The 22,755-nt window shown below is 58.7% G+C and carries 21 protein-coding genes and 1 pseudogene; 16 read left to right on the forward strand and 6 right to left on the reverse strand.

Annotated features, from left to right (window positions below):
* The first annotated feature begins 100 nt into the window (after positions 1-100).
* The 5 genes from EVC45_RS38395 (at position 101) to EVC45_RS38415 (ending at position 4,813) form a co-directional block, all read left to right on the forward strand.
* On the forward strand, positions 101-634 hold the full coding sequence (locus EVC45_RS38395) for a hypothetical protein (protein ID WP_129963333.1): 534 nt from the start codon (positions 101-103) through the stop codon (positions 632-634).
* 122 nt (positions 635-756) lie between these two features.
* The gene (locus tag EVC45_RS38400) at positions 757-1,287 is read left to right on the forward strand and encodes a hypothetical protein (protein WP_129963334.1); all 531 of its coding nucleotides are present in this window, start codon (positions 757-759) and stop codon (positions 1,285-1,287) included.
* 411 nt (positions 1,288-1,698) lie between these two features.
* A complete protein-coding gene (locus EVC45_RS38405) occupies positions 1,699-1,947 on the forward strand; it encodes a hypothetical protein (protein WP_129963335.1) in 249 nt (82 codons plus the stop codon).
* Between the two features lie 569 nt (positions 1,948-2,516).
* Positions 2,517-4,133 carry a hypothetical protein gene (locus EVC45_RS38410; protein WP_248295424.1) on the forward strand — a complete coding sequence of 539 codons (1,617 nt, stop codon included), beginning with the start codon at positions 2,517-2,519 and terminating at the stop codon, positions 4,131-4,133.
* Between the two features lie 146 nt (positions 4,134-4,279).
* The gene (locus EVC45_RS38415) at positions 4,280-4,813 is read left to right on the forward strand and encodes a 2'-5' RNA ligase family protein (protein ID WP_129963336.1); all 534 of its coding nucleotides are present in this window, start codon (positions 4,280-4,282) and stop codon (positions 4,811-4,813) included.
* Positions 4,814-5,475: 662 nt separating this feature from the next.
* Here EVC45_RS38415 and EVC45_RS38425 read toward each other — a convergent pair.
* Positions 5,476-6,966: a sensor domain-containing diguanylate cyclase gene (locus tag EVC45_RS38425; protein ID WP_248295426.1), complete on the reverse strand. Its 1,491-nt coding sequence runs from the start codon at positions 6,964-6,966 to the stop codon at positions 5,476-5,478.
* Between the two features lie 758 nt (positions 6,967-7,724).
* Between EVC45_RS38425 and EVC45_RS38430 the strand changes: the two genes are divergently transcribed.
* Positions 7,725-7,991 carry a hypothetical protein gene (locus tag EVC45_RS38430; protein WP_129963337.1) on the forward strand — a complete coding sequence of 89 codons (267 nt, stop codon included), beginning with the start codon at positions 7,725-7,727 and terminating at the stop codon, positions 7,989-7,991.
* 354 nt (positions 7,992-8,345) lie between these two features.
* Here EVC45_RS38430 and EVC45_RS38435 read toward each other — a convergent pair whose 3' ends face one another.
* Positions 8,346-9,326 (reverse strand): phosphotransferase enzyme family protein, encoded by a 981-nt coding sequence (locus EVC45_RS38435; protein ID WP_129963338.1) that lies wholly within the window; start codon positions 9,324-9,326, stop codon positions 8,346-8,348.
* A 116-nt stretch (positions 9,327-9,442) separates the two neighbouring features.
* Complete coding sequence (locus EVC45_RS38440) at positions 9,443-9,727, reverse strand: HU family DNA-binding protein (RefSeq protein ID WP_129963339.1); 285 nt, start codon at positions 9,725-9,727, stop codon at positions 9,443-9,445.
* Between the two features lie 322 nt (positions 9,728-10,049).
* On the opposite strand from EVC45_RS38440, the gene EVC45_RS38445 reads away from it, so the two are divergent.
* The 7 genes and pseudogenes from EVC45_RS38445 (at position 10,050) to EVC45_RS38475 (ending at position 16,412) form a co-directional block, all read left to right on the forward strand.
* Positions 10,050-10,745: a class I SAM-dependent methyltransferase gene (locus tag EVC45_RS38445; protein ID WP_129963340.1), complete on the forward strand. Its 696-nt coding sequence runs from the start codon at positions 10,050-10,052 to the stop codon at positions 10,743-10,745.
* A gap of 182 nt (positions 10,746-10,927) precedes the next feature.
* Positions 10,928-11,215: pseudogene (locus EVC45_RS38450) on the forward strand (helix-turn-helix domain-containing protein); the annotation flags it as partial.
* Positions 11,216-11,275: 60 nt separating this feature from the next.
* Complete coding sequence (locus EVC45_RS38455) at positions 11,276-11,608, forward strand: transposase (protein ID WP_129963342.1); 333 nt, start codon at positions 11,276-11,278, stop codon at positions 11,606-11,608.
* A 246-nt stretch (positions 11,609-11,854) separates the two neighbouring features.
* Positions 11,855-12,325, forward strand: a complete 471-nt coding sequence (locus EVC45_RS38460; RefSeq protein WP_248295425.1) for a hypothetical protein — start codon at positions 11,855-11,857, stop codon at positions 12,323-12,325.
* A gap of 868 nt (positions 12,326-13,193) precedes the next feature.
* Positions 13,194-14,453 (forward strand): site-specific integrase, encoded by a 1,260-nt coding sequence (locus tag EVC45_RS38465; RefSeq protein ID WP_129963344.1) that lies wholly within the window; start codon positions 13,194-13,196, stop codon positions 14,451-14,453.
* Positions 14,450-15,412, forward strand: a complete 963-nt coding sequence (locus tag EVC45_RS38470; RefSeq protein ID WP_129963345.1) for a tyrosine-type recombinase/integrase — start codon at positions 14,450-14,452, stop codon at positions 15,410-15,412. The genes EVC45_RS38465 and EVC45_RS38470 overlap by 4 nt, the downstream gene beginning before the upstream one ends.
* Positions 15,405-16,412, forward strand: coding sequence for a site-specific integrase (locus EVC45_RS38475; protein ID WP_129963346.1), 1,008 nt, complete (start codon positions 15,405-15,407; stop codon positions 16,410-16,412). Before EVC45_RS38470 ends, EVC45_RS38475 begins: the two co-directional genes overlap by 8 nt.
* On the opposite strand, the gene EVC45_RS38480 is transcribed toward EVC45_RS38475, so the two are convergent.
* Both EVC45_RS38480 and EVC45_RS38485 read right to left on the reverse strand, forming a co-directional pair.
* A complete protein-coding gene (locus EVC45_RS38480; protein WP_129963347.1) occupies positions 16,413-17,540 on the reverse strand; it encodes a hypothetical protein in 1,128 nt (375 codons plus the stop codon). It abuts the gene before it with no gap.
* Positions 17,537-18,130 carry a hypothetical protein gene (locus EVC45_RS38485; RefSeq protein WP_129963348.1) on the reverse strand — a complete coding sequence of 198 codons (594 nt, stop codon included), beginning with the start codon at positions 18,128-18,130 and terminating at the stop codon, positions 17,537-17,539. Before EVC45_RS38485 ends, EVC45_RS38480 begins: the two co-directional genes overlap by 4 nt.
* Positions 18,131-18,942: 812 nt before the next feature.
* Between EVC45_RS38485 and EVC45_RS48060 the strand changes: the two genes are divergently transcribed.
* From EVC45_RS48060 to EVC45_RS38500, 3 genes are all read left to right on the forward strand, one after another.
* Entirely contained in the window at positions 18,943-19,380 is a 438-nt protein-coding gene (locus EVC45_RS48060) for a transposase (RefSeq protein WP_373683116.1), read from the forward strand.
* Between the two features lie 235 nt (positions 19,381-19,615).
* Positions 19,616-20,698 carry an alanine racemase gene (alr, locus tag EVC45_RS38495; RefSeq protein WP_129963365.1) on the forward strand — a complete coding sequence of 361 codons (1,083 nt, stop codon included), beginning with the start codon at positions 19,616-19,618 and terminating at the stop codon, positions 20,696-20,698.
* Positions 20,699-20,767: 69 nt separating this feature from the next.
* A complete protein-coding gene (locus EVC45_RS38500; protein ID WP_129963350.1) occupies positions 20,768-21,145 on the forward strand; it encodes a RidA family protein in 378 nt (125 codons plus the stop codon).
* A 141-nt stretch (positions 21,146-21,286) separates the two neighbouring features.
* Here the strand turns inward: EVC45_RS38500 and EVC45_RS38505 are convergent, their stop codons facing one another.
* Positions 21,287-22,657: a methyl-accepting chemotaxis protein gene (locus EVC45_RS38505; protein ID WP_129963351.1), complete on the reverse strand. Its 1,371-nt coding sequence runs from the start codon at positions 22,655-22,657 to the stop codon at positions 21,287-21,289.
* Positions 22,658-22,755 lie beyond the last annotated feature (98 nt).

Genomic DNA, 22,755 nt, shown 5'->3' on the forward strand with positions numbered 1-22,755 from the left:
GTTTCATGGGCGATGCTCTCAATAGCTATCGCTCAAGCATAGATCATCTGTCCGCAAAATTCCTGACTTATGAGTAAACCATCCGACGCCGCACGTTGCCATGGAGCATTCCGACTTTCACATTGGACTTGAATTTCTCGGCTCCGCCGGGTTCCGCTGGCGTTGCACTGACCTCGGCACGCGCACCGTAATCGCCATCCTGCTCGATAACGACGATCCAAACTGGTATCACGGGCCGCCGTACGTTGCGAAGGAAGTCGTGTTCGATGAACACGAGCTTGCACGGTGCCATCTGACGGATGAGGACGCGATCCGGGCCGCGATCCAGGCGGCGGACATGTCGGGACACCCGGGATATCCGAACGACGTCGTCAATCACATGATGCGCGCTCGGTTCGAAGGCGCCGACGCGCCTTACCCGCACAAGGGCGTACTGCGCTTCGACCGGCGTACCCTGGACGGTGAGATTCTGCATCCGTACGCGGGTCGCAAGGATGGCTCGCAATGGCGCGTCCGACTCTATCTGCCGTTCCCGCGGTCGTACAGCGAGATGCCCGAACGTGACTTCATCGCGTTGCCGATCGCCACGGCCGCCGACATACGCGCACGGGCCGATCGGCAAACCGCCCGGTGAACGAACAGGCCGCCTGCCCGCGACTGGTGTGAACCTGCGATTGGTCCTTCGAACGGCCCCAACACGCCACGACGGACAGGGGATCCGTGGAATCCAACCCCGTCGATTACAGGGGAAACACAATGAACCGTATTTCGCTGGACGCTGTCGCCCGAGCCATGAGAGCGGTGCAGGCGATGAATCTGAGGCAGAAGGAGGACCTGATCGATGAAATACATCTTGCCCAACCTCATATGCTCGGCTCGGTTCTCGTGCTCAAGGAGTTGGGCGTGTCGCTGGGGAAAATGGAGTTTGCCTTCGAACTTCTCCTTCTGTGCTTTCAAGCCATGAAAGAATCGGGCTTGACATGGCCTTTGATTTCGGAAGATGAGCAGGAGCGGCAGCAGCGGACCTACGTGACCACCGTCAAGCTGGGCGAAGACCTGAGTCCACCGCTCCGGGACCGCCTGATGCAGCAATACATCGGGAGCCATCCCGAGAAGAACCTGCTCGCCTGCGTGTGGTCGGAGACGGCAAACTGGCTGAAACGAATCGTCTCGGAAGACAGTGACAAGTACGTGATGATGGTCGCTGCGAATCTTGTGAACTGTATCGCCTTCGTCCCCCTGTCCGCGCAGAAGATGCCGCATGACCGGCAAAGGAAACCAACATGAAAAAGGATCGATGTGATCAGTGCGCAGTACCTATCGCGGCTTACGACGCCGTTCCTTCCACCTTCATCGCGAGCGGCTAGAGGCTGCTTTGCAGCCAATGTTTCAATGCAGAGGTCGCGAAGCAGAACGGCCCGATGATCCGAAAACGTACAACTCGAATTTCTAACATGGGACATCTGGATCTGGCCATGACATGGCCCGCCCGCTGTAGGTCGGAACTCGATGGGCCGGCGCTGCCGGTGTCCCGTCTCTTTTCCGGCTTTGACCTGTACATATCTCCACGATACTGTCGCTTGCGCTCCTCGTCATTGCGGGTTCGATCAGCTTCAACTCTCTCCCGCAATCCAGGTTTTGATGGATAAATAAAGCACCATCGCGCAGTTCTGACGCGCGGTGAAACGGAGATGCTCTATGAAAAACCCTGCGCTCTTTCACGTTCTTCTCGATCATCTGGAATCGGTCGGCGCGCCGCCGAGGGAGGTGCAGCGGTTTGTAGAGCGCTGGCATCGGCTTCGGCCACACGAAAGTTTCCCCTGCCCGGCCTGCTTTCTCGCCGGCGAGGAACAGCCATTGATGCCGCTGAAGGTGCGAGGCGGTTTCCAACCCATGGTTTGCACCGCCTGCCACACGTGCTACGACGTAGCCACCGAGGACGAATAAATCGCCGGACACCGGATCAGGCAACGCCGACTAGTGAACCGAGACGAAACCATCGTGCCGAAGGGCTCTCACTGAAAGTCAATTATGTAATCCGGTCTCGACACCGAACGAAATGCGCAGATCCTCCCATGGACCTGCTGTCAATCGTCTGTGCGCTCTTTCCGGGAGGTCATTTCACCTGCACTGACGTCACACCCACCGTCGTGCATTCATCAGAAGACCAGGAACCATCGGTGGTGAACGTCTCATCCCCGGCATTCTGCTGTGCCTTCATGCCTCGCCCTGTCGCGGAGCGACAGAGTGAAGGGGACGGCCCACATTAAAGAATCAGAAACAAACGTAGTGCCACGCCATGCGGTCTTGTCCGTGCGCCAGAAGTAGTCCGGTTGGCCTGCTTTCGCGTCATATAAGGGAGCAGCACGCGCGCACTTGATCGAACAGGCAAATTGCAAGGTCGCCGCAATCCTACTTTCATCAAGCATCGTTAAAGTCGCAGCAGCTCCCCACGTTGTGCCATACAGAGCGCCAGAGAACTCAACCGGTTTCTTCAAAGCAAACGGAGTCTGTAGATGCAAAATGTTTTCCTTCGGCCCGCGATTGCCCTCACCCTGATCGCCGCCGGCGTGGCTTCACAAGCGGCCCATGCAAGCCAGTTCCAGCCCGGCAATCTGGTCGTCAGCCGCGGCGTTTACGACAATCTGTCGAGCAATGTTCAACCCGGCACGGTGCTGCCGCCGAACTGTGCGAGCACACAAGGAGGCTGCTCCGCAGCGACCGGCGCGACGAACGACGGTACGTTTCCGTACGTCTTTAACAACGCGCTCTATGACCCGAGCTTCGGCATCACTGCACGCGCCTTCCTTGACCAGATCACGCCGAACGGCCAACTCGTCAACACGCTTGAGGTGCCGAACAGCATGAATCCGGGTCAGGGTGGCGACCAGATGGTGACGAGCTTCTCGTCGAAGTCGGAAATGGCGCTGAACCTGTCGACGGACGGCAAGTACCTGACGTTCATGGGCTATGTCGCTCCGGTCAACGGGATCGATGTGTCCAATTCGAACACGCCGGGTGCGGTCGATCCGACCAATCCCGTCGGCGAGAGCGTCTATCGCGCAGTGGCGCGTGTCGATGAGAACGGCCAGTTCAAGTTCACGGAAACCAACGCCTACAGCGGTAATAACGGCCGTGCTGCGATCCTCAACGACAGCAATGGCCAGAACATCATCTACACGGCCGGCAATGCAGGCAACGGCGGGAACCCGCAGCCCAACGGCATTGTGCTCGGCGCTGGCGCGCAGGTGATCGACGGATCGAGCCAGCACGAAGCGCAGCAAACACCGGGGACGCCGACGCCCGTCGGCAGCTTTTCCGTTACCGAACTGGGCGCGAAGCCCGACAAGATCGGCAAGGACGACAACTTCCGCGGCCTGACAATCTTCAACAACGTGCTGTACTACACGAAGGGCAGCGGCGGCAACGGCGTGAACACCGTGTACTTCCTCGATACGACGGGTACCGCGTGTCCGAATGGCGTGGGTGTGCCGGCACCGAACGCGACGCTGCCTACCCAACCGCTCACCTATAGCCCCGCGACGTTGCAGGCCAATGGCCTGCCGAGCAACATGTGTGTGCTCCGCGGCTTCCCGACTTCGTCGAACAAGACGACGAATCCGACACACTTCCCATTCGGCTTGTGGTTCGCGGATGCGAATACGCTGTACGTGGCAGACGAAGGCGACGGTGCGGGCGGTTCGGACCTGTACACGCATGCGGCCGCGCAGTCGCTCGCGGGCCTGCAGAAGTGGGTGTACAACGTGACGACGCAGAGCTGGACGCTGGCGTACACGTTGCAGAACGGCCTGAACCTCGGCCAGCCATACATGGTGAACGGCTATCCGACCGGAGCGAACACGGCAACCGGTCTGCCGTGGGCACCAGCAACAGACGGCCTGCGTAACCTGATGGGCACTGTCGGGAGCGACGGCACAGTGATGGTGTGGGCGATCACGTCGACCGTCAGCGGCAGCGGCGACCAGGGCGCGGATCCGAACAAGCTGGTGGCAATCCGTGATTTGCTGAAGAACACGACCGCTGCGGGCGCCGCCCAGGAAAAGTTCGTCACGGTCCGTAGCGCAGGGTTTGCGGAAGTGCTGCGCGGTGTTTCTTTCACGCCGACGCACTAAAACAGACATGGGTCAGGCGCCCGCGGTTGGGCCTGATTCACGCGCGCGCCCGAAATTGATAAAGGCCCGCGGCCGTTGGACTTGCGATAGTAGAATCGCGACAATCCTATTGTCGCGTCCAACGATCAGGCGAAGAGCGTCTCTCCATGTCCACGTCGGCATTCATCGTTGAGGTTCCCGCAGCCGAGTCGGCAGTAGCAGAATTGCGAAGTCGTTTTGACGCAAGCGCCGCCTTGGGCGTTCCAGCGCATGTCACCGTTCTCTTTCCCTTCCTGTCGCCGGACGAAATTACGTCCGACATACTTCGCCAGGCACAAGCCGTATTGAGTTCCGTAAAAGCATTCGAGTTTTCGTTGACGAGCATTGGGCGATTTGCGATCACGACCTATCTTGCCCCGGATCCTTCGGAACCATTCGTCGCCTTGACGACCGCGCTTGTCGAACGCTTCCCCATATTTCGCGCATATGGGGGAGCACACGCAGGCATAGTTCCGCATCTGACTGTCGCGCATGGAAATGCAGAAATCGCAGATTCTGCCGCTCTCGAACTGGAACACCGACTTGGTGAGCTCGCGCCAATTCGAACGTGCTGCAGTTCTGTAACTCTGCTGGAAAATTCGTCTGGTCGTTGGAGAAAGATGCACCTGTTCGATCTTCCGGCAATCGATGCATGCTTGTGACGTAGCGTCGAAGGGCTGCGAATCGAACGGCTGTTTTCTGAAGGGCTGACTGTCTTTCAACAGCCGTTCTGCCGCGTAATCACCCAGTGCCCGCAGACAAATACAAAACTGCCTATACGGACCTTCCAGCTTTTTCCAAGCTGGGTTTAGTGATTCATATGCTTGATTCCCGTATCGGTGAGGACTACAACGACAACGGTTTGCGGCGTGACAGACTGCATGCCTATAAACGGTCTTGTTGGGCGGCATCACAACCGCGCCCGGGCCGAGCGCAGCGAGGCGCCACGCCAGATAGCGCTGGTCAGGCGTCCCCTCGCTCATGCCGGCGATCTCCGCGTGTTCACGAATACCATAAAGTACCCGTCCGGTCGCCGATCACCGGAGAATGGCGACCACGTGTCATTCGCTTATGCCGGCCAGCTACTCAATATCGGACTCAATACGGCTACGGGCCTCTGCTGCCGCATCGTCTGCATTGCCTGACGTAAGCGGAAACACCAGGCCATTGCCCTTGAAGATTCCGGCATGGTGCACCCACGCTTCATAGGCGAACACCCCGGAATCGAACCGTGCAACGTTGAGCGTGACATCGCAGGTTCGCCGCAGTCGCTGCGACCGTGTATAGGGAAACCGGTGCACAGCCGACCTGATCATGATGCGCTCTACGCTGGTGTCTCCGTCTCCTCACTGAACACCGCCACCCGGTTTCTGCCTGCATGCTTGGCGTTATATAGCGCCCGGTCCGCGGCGCGCACCACTGCGTCGACGTCGTTGCCGCTATCCGCCTGCACGCACGCGGCGCCGACACTTGCGGTCACATGCCCAAAGGGGCTAGCGGCATGCGCGATGCCCAGATCGCTGATCTGCCGGCGAATGCTCTCGGCCATTGTGATTGCGCCTGCTTCATCCGTGTCGGGCAGTACAACGACAAATTCTTCACCACCGTAGCGTGCCGCGTTGTCGCCCGGTCTGCGGATATTGCTGCTGATGCATCGGGCTACTACAGCGAGCGTGTCGTCGCCCGCCTGGTGACCGTAGGTATCGTTATAGGACTTGAAGCAGTCGATATCGATAAAAAGCAGCGAAAAGGCGCGGTGACTGCGACGCGCCCGGCGCCACTCCTGCTCCAGGATCTCGCCGAGTGTGCGGCGGTTATGCAAGCCGGTGAGCCCGTCGGTGCGTGCGAGCATCTTCAGTTCCGCCTCGGCACGTATCCGGTTACGTTGCTGCACCCCCAGCAGAAAGGAGACTGCCACGAACGCTGCACCGAAGACTGCCATGACTGAACCGATCCTGATCGCCCTCGCACGCCAGGCCGCGTAGATATCGTTTTCGGCTTCAGCCACCATCACGATCAGGGGCAGGTTCGGGAAGTTCCTGAACGCATACAGGCGACGCACGCCGTCGATCGACGCGGTTTCCGGAAAACTGCCTTCAGGAGCGGCGCGGAAGCGCCGGAACGTACTCGCCTGACTGATATCGCGGCCGATGATTTTTGCGTCGTAGGGCTGGCGCATGATCATGATGCCGTCGCGGCCAATCAGCGATATCGCACCATGCGGGCCGAGCGACAGACCGCCCAGCAGCGTGCGGAAATAGCCCAGGTCGACGGCAATCACGACAATGCCGGCAAAGGAGCCGTCAGGATTCGAGATGCGCCGGCTCAGCGCAATGCTCGGCGCGGCGTCACGCAATCTCGAGTGGTACGGATCGCTGACATAGAGGCCGACATCCGGATTGTCCCGATGCACCGTGAAGTATGGACGGTCAGCAAAGTTGCCCGACCGGGGCGTGTCATTGGCTGCGTCCAGGATGATCCGCCCGGATGCGTCGATCACCAGCATTGCGGCGAGATATCGGGCGGTGGCCGCCCGGTCAAAAAGCGCCAGGCGCTGCAGATGCGCGGAAGAACCCCGCACTTCAGGATCGCGCAGTCCCTCGACCACAGCCTGCATCGACAGATCGTAGAGTTCAAAATTGCGCTCGATGTCGCGTTCGGCCAGCAGGGCGAGATTGCTCGAGGTTTCACGCGCACGGTTCAAGGCATCAACCCGGGCCTGATAGAGGATCGTCGCACAGACGCCAAGCATGCACAGCGCGACCAGCAATCCCACGCAGAAGAGGACGCGCGGCCCGGTCAGGCCCAGCCGCAGGGGCCTGCGCGTGGCCCGCGAATGCTCCTCATCACCTTTCAACTTGCTCACCGTGCATGTCAACCTCATATGATCAGGATATTGCAGGCCAGCAACATACCATACGCAAATCATCGCTCCGGATTACGTTCGTTCGTTGTGGCGCACACGCGTCGCAGGCGGTGACAGGTGCCCACTGCACTGCGTCGACGCCACCGCTGCCGTAAAGGCATTTGCCGGAAAACGGGTCCCTGCGCAGTGCAGAGAAGCGTTGTCGTCGGGCCGGTCGCCGCCGACGTCGAGCGGCCATCGAGCGGATGAGGCGCAGCCGCAAAACGTTGATCTGTTGCTGGCAACGCCTGTGGCAGGCCGGTGCCGAATCGTGGGGCGGTTCATTTGAGTGACATGTCACGATGGGCCCTCTTTTCAGGATCGTTGTGCAAAAGCCGATCATCACGCCGGAAGTGTTCGTCAAGGAGATCAACCGGCACCTTCCGGCGCCCTCCTGTCAAGCGTCTGGCATTTTCCGCACGTCGGCGTCGCTAACCATGTGATGAAGACTGGCCGGGGATAACCTCGTGACGCCGATATACTGATGCCGCAAAACGATGCGCAGGATCTTCCGCCACACAATGGGCGATTTGGGATGCTGTTCGCCGGGGGGAAATTTCATACGATGCGTCCAGCGAATGATTGACGTGTCTGAACCTGGGGGCGGCCCGAAACCTGTTTTCTCGATGTGCGTTACGATCTGAGCGTCTCGAAAGCGAGGGCGGCATATGCAGGAGTCCAGGACGCAGACCTATCGGGGCTACGAACTGGTTGTCGAAATTTCTGGCGAAATCCGAACTGGCCCGTATGTCCTTCGCCAGCCGATCCGGCAGACAGTCGAGGGCGTCGTGACGCACGTTCCGCGTGTCAACATGTTGTTCAGTACACGCGAAGAGGCATTCGCGAAGACCTTAAGTGCCCTGCATCTGCTGGTGGATGCGAAGGTCAGACAGCACACCGACGTCATCGATTTCTCGCGCAATGCACAGCAATAGCCTTCGATTAACGATCACTAGCGCACAATCGGCGCCATCGGGCCAATCGATGATCGGCATATTGGAGCCACCTCAGGATCGGCGCAATCGAGCCACGTAGCGGGCTCAGTGTTGTGTCGGGCGGGAGCCCGAGACGTATTTCGAATTTCCGCAACCAAGATACCTTCAGGCTTTTTGCCGGAGAAGGTTCGAAGTGTTTGAGTATCGACACAGGTTCTGGCGCGCATGTCAGCGCGATTCCGACCGTGACAATTCCAGCGCACGCCTAATGGGGCCTGAGAAGCTGAATACCGTCCGGCAGCTCATGCGAACTTACCGCCGTGAGGGGATTACCTCTCAGAAGCTGCGTGTATTTCAAGCTGGCGCAGCTTCGCGCAATGTTCGCAACTCGCCACGCACTGCTTTGTGCACAATTGCCCGAGTCATGTTCAAAGTCTGGTCCCACAGCCCGTCATCCAGTTCACAGTAGTCGAACAGGAACCTGATAATGCGCACTTGATGCTCTACGACGAAAAAGCGCACGGACAGATAGGAGGGTACGCTTTTGCACATGCCATACCCAGCGAGGAAGGCCCGCCACAAAGCGGCAGCGTTTTCATAGGTACCGACTTCCAACCACAGCGCCATTGCCGCAACATCGAGTAATTGGGGACCGCGCCCGCAATCGTCGAAATCGATGAACGTCACGCGCTCGCCCTCGATCCGCATGTTCGCCGGTCTGACGTCTCCGTGACAAAACCCGTCTGGACCGATAGGCACGTTGGCGCCCAAACGTCTGAACTCATCGAATGCGTCTTTAACTGCGTGTGCAGCCGGTGGAGACCGGTCAGCAATCATCGCGATCGTTTCCGCATTCCGACGTTCGCCGAACAGGATATCCCTGTCGGGAGCAAGATTCGTGAGAGCTTTCTGCGTGTGCAGATCGGCAAGTGCAGCCCCTGCACGACGATAATCTTCGATCGTTGGAGCCAGTTCGCGGCCCTCTGCAGGAGCAAATATTGCGATGAGGCGCCGCGTGCCATCGGGCAACTCAATTTCCGAAGATACCTCGCCAAAACGGTCCGGGCGCGGCCGGGCAACCTCGAGCGCAGGTGTGGCTCGAACGGCGCATAGCAGTTCCAGTTCGCTTGCCACTTCGACCGAAGAACGGCCCGAAGTACGGTACAGGCGAACGAAGGCCACACAACGATTGCCATCATCGACTGCGAAAGTCCAGTTCGCACCTTTGACGACGGTGGAGACGGCGCCGCGAATGCGATATCTGTCGCGTAGACAAGCAGAAATCGACGCTTCAACGCGCGCTCGCCATTCCTTCTCATCTTGTGTTACCGGCATCGATGCTCCCTACCATGTTCCATGCTATCGCTGAGCCAACTGACGGCACGCCGGCCCGCGCCGGTAGCTCCAAAGACCAGTGCCTGCTGGAGCACTCCAGCGCGACGCCGAAAGGATCATTTTCGCACGCCGTTGACCGCGTCCTTGAAAGCCTTGCCCGCCGCAAACTTCACTGTCTTTGCCGCTGCAATTTTGATTTCCTCACCCGTCGCCGGGTTCCGGCCGGTGCGAGCAGCGCGCTTCCCCTGACTGAAGGAACCGAAACCGACCAGTTGCACGGCATCGCCGCTAGCCACAGCCCGAGTAATCGCGCCGATGACACTATCGATGGCTTCGCCAGTGAAGGTCTTGCTCGCGCCAGTTGCCGAGGCTACAGCGTCAATCAGTTCCTGCTTATTCATGAGATCTGTCCTCTGTCGATGAAAAAGTCGGTATCGTTTCCAGAAACGGTGATCCGGAGCAAATCTACCGACCGCATACCGTAACGCCGGGACCGCATTTCGCACAAGTCCCTGGCAACGGTTTTTCATTTTGTGCAGGCGCGCCGCGCCCCTGAGTACCGAACACCCCAGAAAGCGCTCGTGCCCAGGAGGGCATCGATCTTGGTGCTCAAGGCTTGGCGTAAGCGGTTCACGACACTGGCCCGGACAGTTCGAAATGCGCGCCGCATGTCCGCCTCGTCTATCATTGATTCTTCATTGATCGCCTACGAGGAGTGTATCCGTGACCGTCAACGATTATGACGCGATGGCAGCAGCGTATTCGGAGGACAATGAGCGCAACCCATGGAATGCGCTCTACGAGAGGCCCGCCATTCTTGCGCTGGCCGGCGACGTCAGGAGCCTGCACGTGCTCGATGCCGGTTGCGGCGGCGGGGCACATGCCGCTGCCCTGGTGGAGCGTGGCGCTCTCGTCTCCGGCTTTGACTTCAGCGAACGGTTGCTAGCCCTCGCACGGCTGCGACTAGGCACACAGGTTCCGTTAGTACGAGCAGATTTGCGTGCCTCCTTGCCTTACGCTGATGCGCGCTTCGACCTGGTACTGTCGGCTCTGGTCATGCATTATGTCGAAGACTGGTCGACACCCCTACGGGAGTTCAGAAGGATTCTCAAACCAGGCGGCAGGCTTGTGTTTTCGGTCCACCACCCTTTCATGGATCATGTTCTCGCCAAGGGCGAAGACTATTTTGCGACGTACGCATTTGAGGATAGCTGGGAACGAGATGGTCGCAAGGTCACGATGCGCTTCTGGCACCACCCTCTTTCTGCAATGCTGGGAGCGCTCCACACGGCCGGCTTTTCGATCGAGCATATCACTGAGCCTATGCCGCTCGAATGTGCTCGATCCAAATTCCCAGACGCATATCGAATACTGACTACCGCGCCACGCTTCCTGTTTTTTTCGGCACGCACGCAGTAGCGCAGGAAGATGTTCATCTGGACCGCTACGACAATGGTTATCCGGCAGCGCCGTAAAACTTGGTCCTTCAGGGCGGAGATATAAGGCGCGACTTTCGCTGGCATCCAGGCGCCCCTACGCGTTCAATCGGGCTCGCTACACGGGCCAAGATCCCCGTAAAGCGCGCCTAACGATTTCGCTTCTACCCGACACCTGCCCAAGAGCAGTTGCTGGCGAAACACTTCGGCTGCACGCGCTTCGACTACAACCATATGCTCGCGCGACGTCAGGCGCGTTTCAACGTTGGCCTGCGCAGCAGCTACGTCAATGACTCGGCGGAGCTTACGCGCCTGAAATGCACCACGGACTGGCTGAACGAAGTGTCGAGCCTCGCCTTGCAGGAGGCACTGCGGCATCTCGACCACGCATACCGGAACTTCTTCGCGCGCCGCGCAGGCTTTCCCCGGTTCAAGCGCAAACGCGCTGCGTAGAGCTATTCGCTGACGCGCAATGGCTTTACGCTGCGCGATGGCAAGCTCACGCTGGCAAAGATGAACGAGCCGCTTGATGTCCGGTGGAGTCGCGAGTTGCCTGGTACACCGTCGAGCCTGACAGTTTCGCTTGCTGCGGCCGGTCGCTACTTCGTGAGCCTTCTGTGCGAGGAGCAGGTCGCGCCGCTGCCGCCGGCGGACACCGTGGCGGCGGCCGACCTGGGTCTGACGCACTTCCTGACCTTCGCCGACGAACGCGAACCCATCGATCCGCCGAGTTTCCTCGCGAAGCTGCTGGACCGCGTACGGCGGCTCAGCCGCGCGCTCTCATGCAAGGTAAACGGCTCGGCCAACCGCGAAAAGGCGCGCCGACGCCTCGCGCGGCTGCACTAATTGCCTATAATATGGGCACGTCGCTCTCCCGAGGCGCATCGCATGTCGCAACAATTGCTTCAACATCTCCAGCAACTTGGCTGGGACACTCCGCTATCCTTGGCGCTGGCTTCAGCGGCCGTCGGCTCGATCGTTACACTCGCGGCTATCACGACATCGCATTCCCGGCAGCGCAGGCGGCAGAGGTGGGACACTGCGCTAGACTTGGCCTTGTCGCTAGAAAGCTACGCACCTAGCTGCCGGACAATGATGCACAAGGCGGCTTGGGCAGCCGCGGAACCCGTTGGACCGACAACCGGCGAAGCGAGCAAAGGCGTGTCTCTTCCTACATTTTCGTACCCAGAAAGGATCCGCTGGGACGTCCTTAGCCGCAAGGCCATTTCTGAACTGCGTGAGTATCCGGCTATCGTTCACAGTGCGAGAGAGTACGTCGATGCATTCAGGGAGTTCGCGGATCCGATCGACGTTTGCGAGCAGGTCGAATACGAATGCTCTAAGGCCGCAATGTCCGCTCTCGCGCTGGCTCGCATCACGCGCCGCCGGCACGGCGCTGTAGCGCTAAAGTTTGGTGCCAAAGTTTCAGTGATGGAGCGGGAGCTTTCGGACTTCATCGCGAAGGCTGAAGCAAAGGGGAAGGCGTCGCTTGAACAGCCGACGCAGTTCAATCTCGAACGGAGCACCGATACGCGGCCATTCAAACAGGCAATAAGCGCGTGACGTGAGCGTTCCTCAAGACATCACCAACACTCAGGAAACTTGGTCCCACGCCGCATTGTCGGGTCCGCCTGCGGCGTTCGTAAGTTGTGCAGCTTCTTCCCTATGCGCCGACTCTCCTGGACCTTTCTAGCAAATTCCGATCAATGCTGGGGCAAACATTCGAGCACGGCCCTGTATCCCGAACGTGCCCACAGCCTGGTTTAGTCCAATCGGCCCGTCTGTGCGACTTGCGAGAGGTACGCGCGCTGAGCTGCGTACCACCGCGCGAGACACTCGCGATCGTGGCAAGCCGACTCGCGATAGTTCCATTGTTGGCGCACTCGCTCCCGGAAACCAGCCTTGTCGGTCACAGCTTCTTTCGCTTGCACGAACAGATTCGCCAGCGCGACGTCCTGTGACGCCAGATCCCCGTCACTGCAGACCAAGTGCTCAGCATCCGACCTGGCCTTCAGGCAATCAAAGCTGGGGCTCGCCGTCGCTTGCAGCTGATTGACACGAGTGATAGCGGCACTCGCACCGGCAACGGCTGGGGCAATTGCGCCCCCGTCAGAAGCACCGCCTGCAGCAATAACCTTCGGCGGATCGTCCTTCCTCACAAGCACGTACTTGCCTCCTGAGAATTGATATATATGGTCGGCGATGTATGCCGCTTGACCCGGGACGGTGTACGAGAATGCGATTTTTCCGGCTACGCACAATTCTGCGTAGCCGGAATAATGCACAGCGGCAAATTACGCGGAGTTTGCATTCTTCAGAGCGCCACGAGCATTGGTGCGACTCGCCATGCGGAGCGCCGCGTATCGGAACAAACTACGCATAAAAAAGCGTGCTTTCCTGATCGGGTAGTAATCCGTTTCAGGAGAGTATCATGATCGCCCTGGTTCCACTACGACCGCAACCACAGGCATGGTTGTGGCACAGCGTCCTTGCTGACTTCGCAGAGGACTACTGCAAATACCTCGTTGATACCGGCTACGCAGCCAGTACCGTCAATCACTATGTCAGGTGCGTCGCGCACTTCGCGCATTGGCTCAATGTACATCGGATAGCCGCAGCCCGGATTGACGATCGACTTGTCTGCACGTTCGTTAACGACCATCTGCCGCGATGCTCGTGCCCCGATCCCATTCCGAGAAGTCGGGCAGATGTGAGTGCAGCACTTCGACATCTTCTGGTTGTGCTCAACGCGAGCACCGTTCCTCGGTTTTTATGGTCAGAGCCAGACACTGTACGGCATGAGGTGTGCCGCTTCACCGAATACCTGAAGGAAGTCTGTAGTCTTGCTGAGTGCACGCGATATCAGCGCGGTCGCATCATTCGCGATTTCCTGGGCCACTACTTTGGTCGCAAGGACATTGAGCTGGCGCGGATATCGAATCGGGATATTCTCAGGTTCGTGACGCGATACCCTGATGGGTGCGGGGCGGGAACAGCTCATGTAGCTGGCGTAACGCTGCGCAGCTATTTGCGATTCAGGGCCATGCAGTATGGCGATTGCATCCAAGAGCTGATCGCGGCAGTTCCGGGCGTAGCCGGATGGCGGCTAGCAGCGCTGCCCGAAACGTTCTCGGACACCGAGATCGCGCGGCTCCTGAGTTCCTTCGATCACAATACGGCTTGCGGCCTGCGTGATTACGCCATGATTCGCTGTTTGGCGGACCTTGGCTTACGGGCAGCCGAAGTCGTGCAGATCCAGCTCGACGATATCAACTGGCGGGAAGGCACGCTGCGCATCCAGCGTACCAAATCGCGACGGGAATACGTCATCCCCCTGCCCGAACCGACTGGTCAAGCAATCGCAGACTACATCCGGTTGACCAGGAAGGTGACGACGACATCTCGCGCTGTCTTCGTCCGTCTTTATGCGCCGGCTGATGTTCCGATAGCGACGGGCTGCGTTCATCGGGCAGTGCATGCCGCGTACGTTCGTTGCGGCTGGACTGATCGATCGGGGACCCATCTACTGAGGCACAGCGTTGCCCGACGACTTCTCGAGTCAGGCTCTTCGCTGAAGGAAGTCGCCGACGTACTCCACCATCAAAGCATCGACACCACCGCGATCTACACGAAGATCGACGAGAACAGCTTGAAGATCGTGGCGCTTCCCTGGCCGGGGAGCACATCATGAAGCGCACCGTCAAGTCAGCAGACACAATGGTATCGCTGGTGGAAGCGTATCTGGCTGAACGACGCTGCCTCGGTTTCGATCTTAAGATCTCGGGGCAAACGCTGATGAACTTCGCTCGTTTCGCAGATGCCACGGGGCATTGCGGTCCAATCAGTGAGAGGCTGGTCCTTGATTGGGCGCACTCGACGCCGAGCGATAGGGCCATTACTTGGGCGCGCAGGATTGAGGTTATTCGCCCCTTCGCGAAGTATCTCAGGCAATTCGCTCCAGCCACTGCTATTCCGCCACGTGATCTGTGCGGGCGGCCTCATCGTCGGCTCACGCCGCATATCTACACGGAGCAAGAAATCGTCGAACTCCTCTCAGCGTCAGCCGCGATGTTGCCCACCGGTTCGATCAGACCGCTCACCTACGAAACTCTGTTCGGCCTGATTGCGGCAACTGGACTCCGTATCTCGGAAGCTATCAATCTGTCCATGGACGACGTGAACCTTGCTCAGGGCACGCTGATTGTGCGTGAGACGAAGTTCAAAAAGTCGCGCCTTATTGTGATGCACCCAACGGTGACTCTCGCGCTGAGGCGATACAGAGCCCGCCGTACACTGGTCATCGTCGCTGAGCCGTGCGATTCATTCTTCGTGAGTCTTGCCGGCAGAAGGTTGGATGCGAGAACAGTTCACTGGACGTTCGCTCGTCTCCGTGATCGACTGGGGTGGGTCACTCGAGGCGACCACGTATCGCCTCGAATTCAGGATCTGCGTCACACGTTCGTTTGTCGGCGGATTCTGAAATGGCATCAGGAAGGCGTGAATGTCGACAACCGGATGATTGCCCTGTCGACCTATCTGGGGCATGTGAAGCCGAGCGATACCTACTGGTATCTGAGCGCTGTGCCCGACCTCATGGAAATGGTGAGCGAGAAATTCGCGTCCTTTGCTGAAGGAGTGAGCCATGAGTAAAGTCCGCCCGTCACCGAGTTTCGCCACACTCATACAGGACTTCTTCGTCGAACGATTGATGGACCAACGCGCCGTCAGCCCGGAGACTATCTCCAGCTATCGAGATACGTTTCGCCTGTTTCTCAGATTTGCTTCTGAGCGCATCGGCAAGTGTCCATCCGATCTGACGCTGGCCGACATCGACGCACCGACGGTGCTGGCCTTTCTACGACATCTCGAGGTTGATCGGCATAACTGCGCGCGCACACGCAATGTTCGACTTGCGGCGGTTCGGTCGTTCATGAAGTATGCCGCCTATCGTGACATTGCATCGATGGACGTTATCCAGCGTGTACTTGCGGTGCCAATGAAGCGGTGCGAGAAACCTATGGTTGGATTCCTGTCGCGCGATGAGATCCAGCAGCTAATATCGGCGCCGGATCCTGACACCTGGTTCGGCCAACGCGACAGGGTCCTGCTGGCCACCATGTATAACACCGGGGCGCGGGTATCGGAGATACTCGCTCTGCGTGTCGGCGACGTCATCCTGGGCCCGGCACCCTTTGTCCGTATTCTTGGCAAAGGTCGAAAGCAACGCACGGTTCCACTATGGCGTTCAACGGCCACGCTCATCAAGCGATGGTTACCACGTATCCAGGATGAACCAAGTCAACGACTGTTTCCGAACCGGTCGGGCAACGCGATGACTCGCTCCAACGTCGCTGACAGGCTGAGAATTGCTGTAACGCGGGCAAAGAGCCAATGCCCACAACTCGCCAAACGATCCGTATCACCGCACCTGGTGAGGCACGCGACAGCCATGCATCTACTTCAATCCGGCGTTGACCTGTCCGTCATCGCGTTGTGGCTGGGGCACGAAAGTCCGTCGACTACACATGGATACATGGAAGCCGATCTCACCATGAAAGAGCGCGCGCTCCACAACATTCAACCGCCGCACGTGAAGAACCGTCGATATCGGCCGCCAGACCGTCTTCTTCAGTTCCTGGAGTCGCTGTAATTATGCGTAGTTCGCCGGACCGAAAATCCTCGGGAACCGGCCCGGCGACTCGCACAGCATCGATCGGCAACGAACGGCTCCGCGTAATTTGCCGCTGCGCATTATTACGTCGTAGTGCGCCGGATCCTTGCCCTTCACGAAGCTCGTCTCGACATCCACTGCCTCCGTGTCCGTCGCACCAGTATCTGCGTCGTCAACGACTTGAGCAAATTTCCCGTCTTTTCCACGCACGAAAGGAGTCGTGTACGCCGTCTGATAACCTTGATGCATGTCTCCGTCCGTCACTATCAGCGCGTACTTGTCATCGCCCGCGGGAGCCCAAGAAAAGTTAGCTCCGACAGAACCCATCGCCCCCATAGAAGCGACATAAGGTTGGCTGGAGTCAATCTTCCATGCATCACCCTCGTGCCTGAAAATGGCGACGCCTAGCAGTCCAGTGCAGGCGTGGCAACCGCCACCGTCTGAAACAGCGTTGGTCACGAGGACCTTCTTCTGCTGACTACCTTCCGAAAACCCGAAGGACGCCACGCCCGTAACAATCAAAGGTTTGCCGGGCGACCATTGAAGATTGTCTCGCCAAGGAAGGTCCGATGGAACTGACGCGTCGTCCCACGTCGAGGCCTTTGATTGCGCGTCGTAGGGACCATAGAGGAGCTCAAGGGCCGCCGGGACGTTGAATTCACCTTGGATCGCCCGCGCCGCCATTGCAATTCCACACGACGTCGACATGAGTTCGACCATGCCCGGTTCCGACTTCGCCGATACAGGGGCATCATTGCCGGGGTAGTCCGTGCCAGCAGTTCCGTCGGATCGATATTGCGTTCCGGCGAGGCGCTTCGTCGTCTCGCGGCAATTTGTTGACACGTCGAAGCGTGCGTACCCATCAGGGAAGGTCTTCAGCGTATGTACAACGTAGCCGCTCCCGCTGCGAGCAATGTCAGTTGGATTGAACCACAACTGCGCGGCGTCGCCCGAGCTGCCAACTTGCTGATATCCCGGGAATTTCTTGTCCGTGACCTGCGACGTGCCAGCCGCGCCGTCTTTTCCGCACGCAACGACGCATGTGGCCACCGCAATCGCAAGTCCATGGACAACAAGCGTCCGAGCCCTAAGAACAAAGAAGTTCATGCTTGTGCCACCTCGCCAACCGACTGCTTAGACGAAGCAGGAACCGGTTGCCGGAGAGGTCGCGTATTCCGCTCAATGGCAAGCAGTACCAAAACGAGGCTAAACAGAGCCACAAGCAGCAGCCCACTGGCAGTTCCAGCGGCGACGAGCTTCAGTGTCTCCCACTTCTGGGCAGTCTTTGCAGCAGCCTCCTTATAGCGCTCGCTCTTCGTACGCATGTAGGAGTTGATGGCCGCAATCACGTCGACCTTGCTTGCTTCTGCAGATGTGACTACAGCACCGAGTTCGTCAAGATAGGCCTGCCTATCTGCCACCGGTAGGTCGTCCAGATGATTTCGAACAACTTGAGCGTTGTCGTCAGACACATACTTTTGCAGCGCGAACGGAATCCGATAGCCAGCTAGCGGGCTTTGTGCGGCGCCCTGTCCAGTCGGAGGCTGACTACCTTGCGTTTGGTCGCTCTTCGCTGGTGACTGCTCGACCCGCTTGAGTGGCTCGACGATTTCCTGCGCAGGCACGCGAATGTCGACGTGGTCCTGCCAGACCGAAGCCCCGAAAATAACACCACCTATAATTGCAAGCAAAAACACTGTGACGCACACCAAGGCAACAGCGCGCGTGATATTGAAGAGCGCCTAGCGCTCAAATCCCTCGATAACACTCATGGTCTTCCTCTGGTTTTAATGTGACACTGACACCCCGCATCGCATACGCGTGCGGAAAAATCATACAACGGCGCAACGCGCTATGCCATTCAAAACCAGGCGACGCAGATCGACTTTTTAAAAGTTCGAAAGGCATTATCCGATGAGCATCTCCGATGCGCCGTGATGCGGCGATTTTCACGCCGGTGATGAAAGCAGCCGCAGCGAGCCCTTTTGATGCGCTCCAAACTTCGTTACGAAGGCGGGCTTTTTGGCCCTATGCGCGTCATCTTGGCCCGACCCCACACGCTCGATCGAACAGCTAACGCTTCGGGTCCCGCGCCTCTAGCTTCGCCAGCGCGCCGGTGGTCTCAGGACCCATCCCCCGTGGTCGGGTATCCCTAGCGTGCCACCGGTCCAAACCCGTCCATGCTAGCGGTCACCATCGAAGCTCTTCGGTCGGAAGAGGTGGCCCTAACGTCGGTGGCTTTTCGCGCAGTCGACGTGTAACAAGGCATGGATAACGTTAAAACGCTATATCGTCAACTCGAATTCTCGCGCGAATCGCTCATTCAAGCGAGTGCTGCAGAAAACTCACTCCATTTGGAAAGGGTTCATGGACGAAGTAATGACGAAATTTTCTTGTTGTCGTTCATTGGGACGCATCGGATTGGAAAGTGCCGTAGCTCGCCCACGCGGGATACCGCCTCAGCGCACTTAGGCGAATGCCGGGTGCGATGCCGAATTTCATCATCCGGATGGCGATACGCGCAGACTTTCAGCCAATTAGCCGCGGACAAAGCCGTTTCTGCGACAAGCCATCACGGTACAGTTCTCTTTCCATCACGACGTCCTTCGAGTCCGGACGTCAACCCCTGCTCAGCAATCTTGGATACGTTTTGCTCAAGTACCCCGTCACTGATGAACAATGGCGCCTCGTAGCTCACCTGTTTGAGCCGCAGGGGCGTCATGGGTGGGGACGCCCGGCACGAGATCCACGGGTCCTGGTCGACGCAATGCTGTGGATCAAGGACAACAACGAGCCTTGGCGTCATTTACCGGTCGAATTCGGCCCGCCGCAGACTGCGTATATAAAGTCGCTGCAATGGAGACGAAACGGCATTATTGACCGAGCCATTGAACTCCTCTCGTCCGCGAGAGAGCGGCCTACCAATCAGCGGACTACTAGTGTCTAGCTCGGCGGCAACCCGCTGCATAAGCTGCTGACGGGAAGAGTCCGGAGGTGATCCGTCAACGCCCATTTTGTGCTCCAGTTTGATGCTCCCCACACTCTTAACGGGAGCCGCTCGTCCGCGGGCGAGAATCACTCGACATCGCGACCACACCGGTGAGCACTACACCTGCACGAGCGGTTTTATGTTCAGAAGAGACAGGTCCCTCTTTCCAACTTCTTCCCTGAAAACCGATCCTATGCCGCGCCCGATCCGAGCCTATATCCACCCTTCCGCTGTAAGGCACAACCTCGAGGTGGCCCGCCAACGCGCTCCGAATTCTCGCACGTTGGCTGTTGTGAAAGCGAACGCGTATGGGCACGGAATCGAACGCGTTTATTCGGCCTTGAAAGATGCAGACGGCATTGCTCTACTCGACCTCGACGAAGCCGTTCGCGTCCGACAACTCGGCTGGAAAAAGCCGATTCTCCTCCTGGAGGGCGTATTCACACGCGCCGACGTAAGCATCGCCGAAGAATTCAGCCTTGCAACAGCGATTCACTGTGACGAGCAGCGCGAGCTAATCGAAGCCGCCAAACCCACGCGGCCAATCGACGTCTTCTTGAAAATGAACTCCGGGATGAACCGTCTCGGATTCACACTGGACAAATATCGGGCAGCATGGGAGCGCATCTCTGCCACGGATGGCATCGGCAAAATCGCTCTCATGAGCCATTTCGCGAATGCTGACCAGGGAAGCGTCGATTGGCAGCTCGAGCGGTTCGATGAGACGACCCGCGACATTCGTGGTGAGCGCAGCCTTGCGAATTCAGCAGCAACACTGTGGCACCCGCGCGCTCATCGCGACTGGGTCCGACCAGGAATCATGCTCTACGGCGGTTCGCCTTCTGGACTCTCGCAGGACGTGAAAGACCTTCCACTGCGTGCATCCATGACGCTTCAAAGCGAAATCATTGGCGTCCAGACAATGAGCGCCGGAGAAACGGTCGGCTACGCGCGAACTTTTCAAGCCGGAGTAACGATGCGAATTGGCGTAGTCGCATGCGGATACGCCGACGGGTACCCGCGGCATGCGCCCACCGGCACTCCGATCTCAGTCGATGGGGTGACGACCCGCACGGTCGGGCGAGTTTCCATGGACATGCTGACGGTTGATTTGACGCCGTGCCCCAACGCAGGTATTGGCTCGAAGGTCGAACTTTGGGGTAACGCAGTGAAAATCGACGACGTCGCATCGTCTGCGGGGACCATTGGATATGAACTGATGTGTGCGTTAGCGCGGAGGGTTCCTGTTGTTGTCACATCGCGAGACACCCCTTGAGCCCTCTATGCGGCAAGCAATTCACACTTTCTCGCACCCACGAACTACTTAACCGCCCTGAAACAACTAATGAAGAAGATCGAAACAGCATTGGCACCGGCCGCCATTGGCCCCTATTCACAGGCGATTGCAAAAGACGGGTTTCTTTTTGTATCCGGACAAATTCCGCTCGACCCGAAGACGGGCGAGATCGTAGGGGCCGACGCGGCAGAACAGATTCAGCAGAGCCTCAAGAACTTGAGCGCTATTGCACAGACGGCAGGCACATCGCTTAAAAAGACCGTGAAGACCACCGTCCTGCTCACTGACTTGGGCGAATTTGGTGCGGTCAATGAAGTGTATAGCCAGTTCTTCTCCGAGCCCTTCCCAGCACGGGCGTGCTACCAAGTCGTAGCGTTGCCCAAAGGCGTACGCGTGGAAGTGGAAGCAATCATCGCGCTCGACTGAAATCATCCTGGCGGCCTTCTCTGTGGCTGAACGCAACTGCAATCGGTCTGCGCTTCAGGCGCAAGCCAACGAGCCCTCGAGCAGCGACCAACGGGAGGCCGGCGCTACCAAGATGTCCGCGCCGGGTTGGAGGAGCAGGCGTCAGCCGAACGATACGGTCTTCACGGCGTCACCGCGCAGCTTAAAAACAGCTACAACGTCACGGAGCGACACAGCTTGAACTGCGAGTGCCTGCGCGGCGGCGGACGCCTGCTCGACGAGCGCGGCATTTCTCTGCGTGGCCTCGTCCATTTGAGTCACGGCGAGACTGACCTGCTCAATGCCACCGCGTTGCTCCTCCGATGCCGCCGAGATCTCGCCGACGACCTGCGTCACGCGCTGCACCGAATCAACGATGTCCGCGATGATCGTCCCTGCGCCGTGGACGAGGGCCGACCCGCTTTGAACTCGTCCGGAGGAGCTTTCGATAAGCTCCTTGATCTCTCTGGCCGCGGCCGCGCTACGTTGTGCCAGCGAGCGAACTTCGGCGGCCACGACACCGAAACCGCGTCCGTCTTCGCCGGCCCGCGCCGCCTCCACCGCAGCGTTCAGCGCAAGGATGTTGGTCTGGAAAGCGATCGCGTCGATGACCGAGATAATCTCGCTAACCTTTTCCGAGCTCTCGGCGATACCATCCATGGTTTCGATGACCCGCTTCATTATCTGGCCGCCAGAAGTGGCGGTTTGCCATGCGCTCTGGGTAAGCGAGGATGCGGCGCTCGCGTGATCCGCGTTTTGCCGCACGGCCGTAGTCAATTCCTCCATGCTGGCCGCCGTCTCTTGCAACGATGCCGCCTGCTCCTCGGTACGCGATGACAGGTCAAGGTTGCCCGAGGCAATCTCCGCACTTGCAGTCGCCACACCTTCGGCGTTGCGGCGTACTTCTCCGACCACTTGTGCCAAGCTTGTCTGCATGTGCTTGAGCGCTGTGAGCAGCTCGGCGATTTCGTCCTTTCCGCGAGTCTCGAATTCGAGGGAAAGATCACCCATTGCAACGGCCCGCGCACAGTCCACTGCACGCACAAGTGGAATTGACACCGTTCGACTGAACACGTAGCCACCGATCATGGTGAGCATGAGCACCACGAGCATGAGGACGATGCTGATAACAGATGCGCGTCGTGCGTCGCTGTCAGCCCGTGCGGAAACTTGCGCGCTGTCCACAGAGATTTTCGCCGCGGCCTCCTCGAGCAGCGCGGCTGGCTCCCGGTCGACGCCTGCTACGGCGTTATCCCCCGCCGCAGGTTCGAAACCTGCCGCCTTGAAATCCGCTAATCCTCGCCGGTAGCCTACGCCCATCGCCACATGCGCGGTCGCGAATCGCTCTAAAAGGTCGCGGCTTTCGCCCGCTGGAAGCTTACGAATCAGTTCGTCGGCCAGCCTGTTGACTGTGCGCTCCCGCGTCTCGAACGCGGCCCAGTATTTCTGCAACTTTACTGGATCCTTGCCGCGCAGGCGTAGAGCGAAGCAAATCTGTCACTGATCGGGGTGCCAAGGGCGGGGCTTTAAACGAGCAGGTTGACATTTTTGCGTTCGGTCCGAGCGGCGCAAAAGTGTCAATTCGCATATGT

It is taken from the genome of Paraburkholderia sp. UYCP14C (genome assembly GCF_004197395.1).
Lineage (GTDB): Bacteria > Pseudomonadota > Gammaproteobacteria > Burkholderiales > Burkholderiaceae > Paraburkholderia.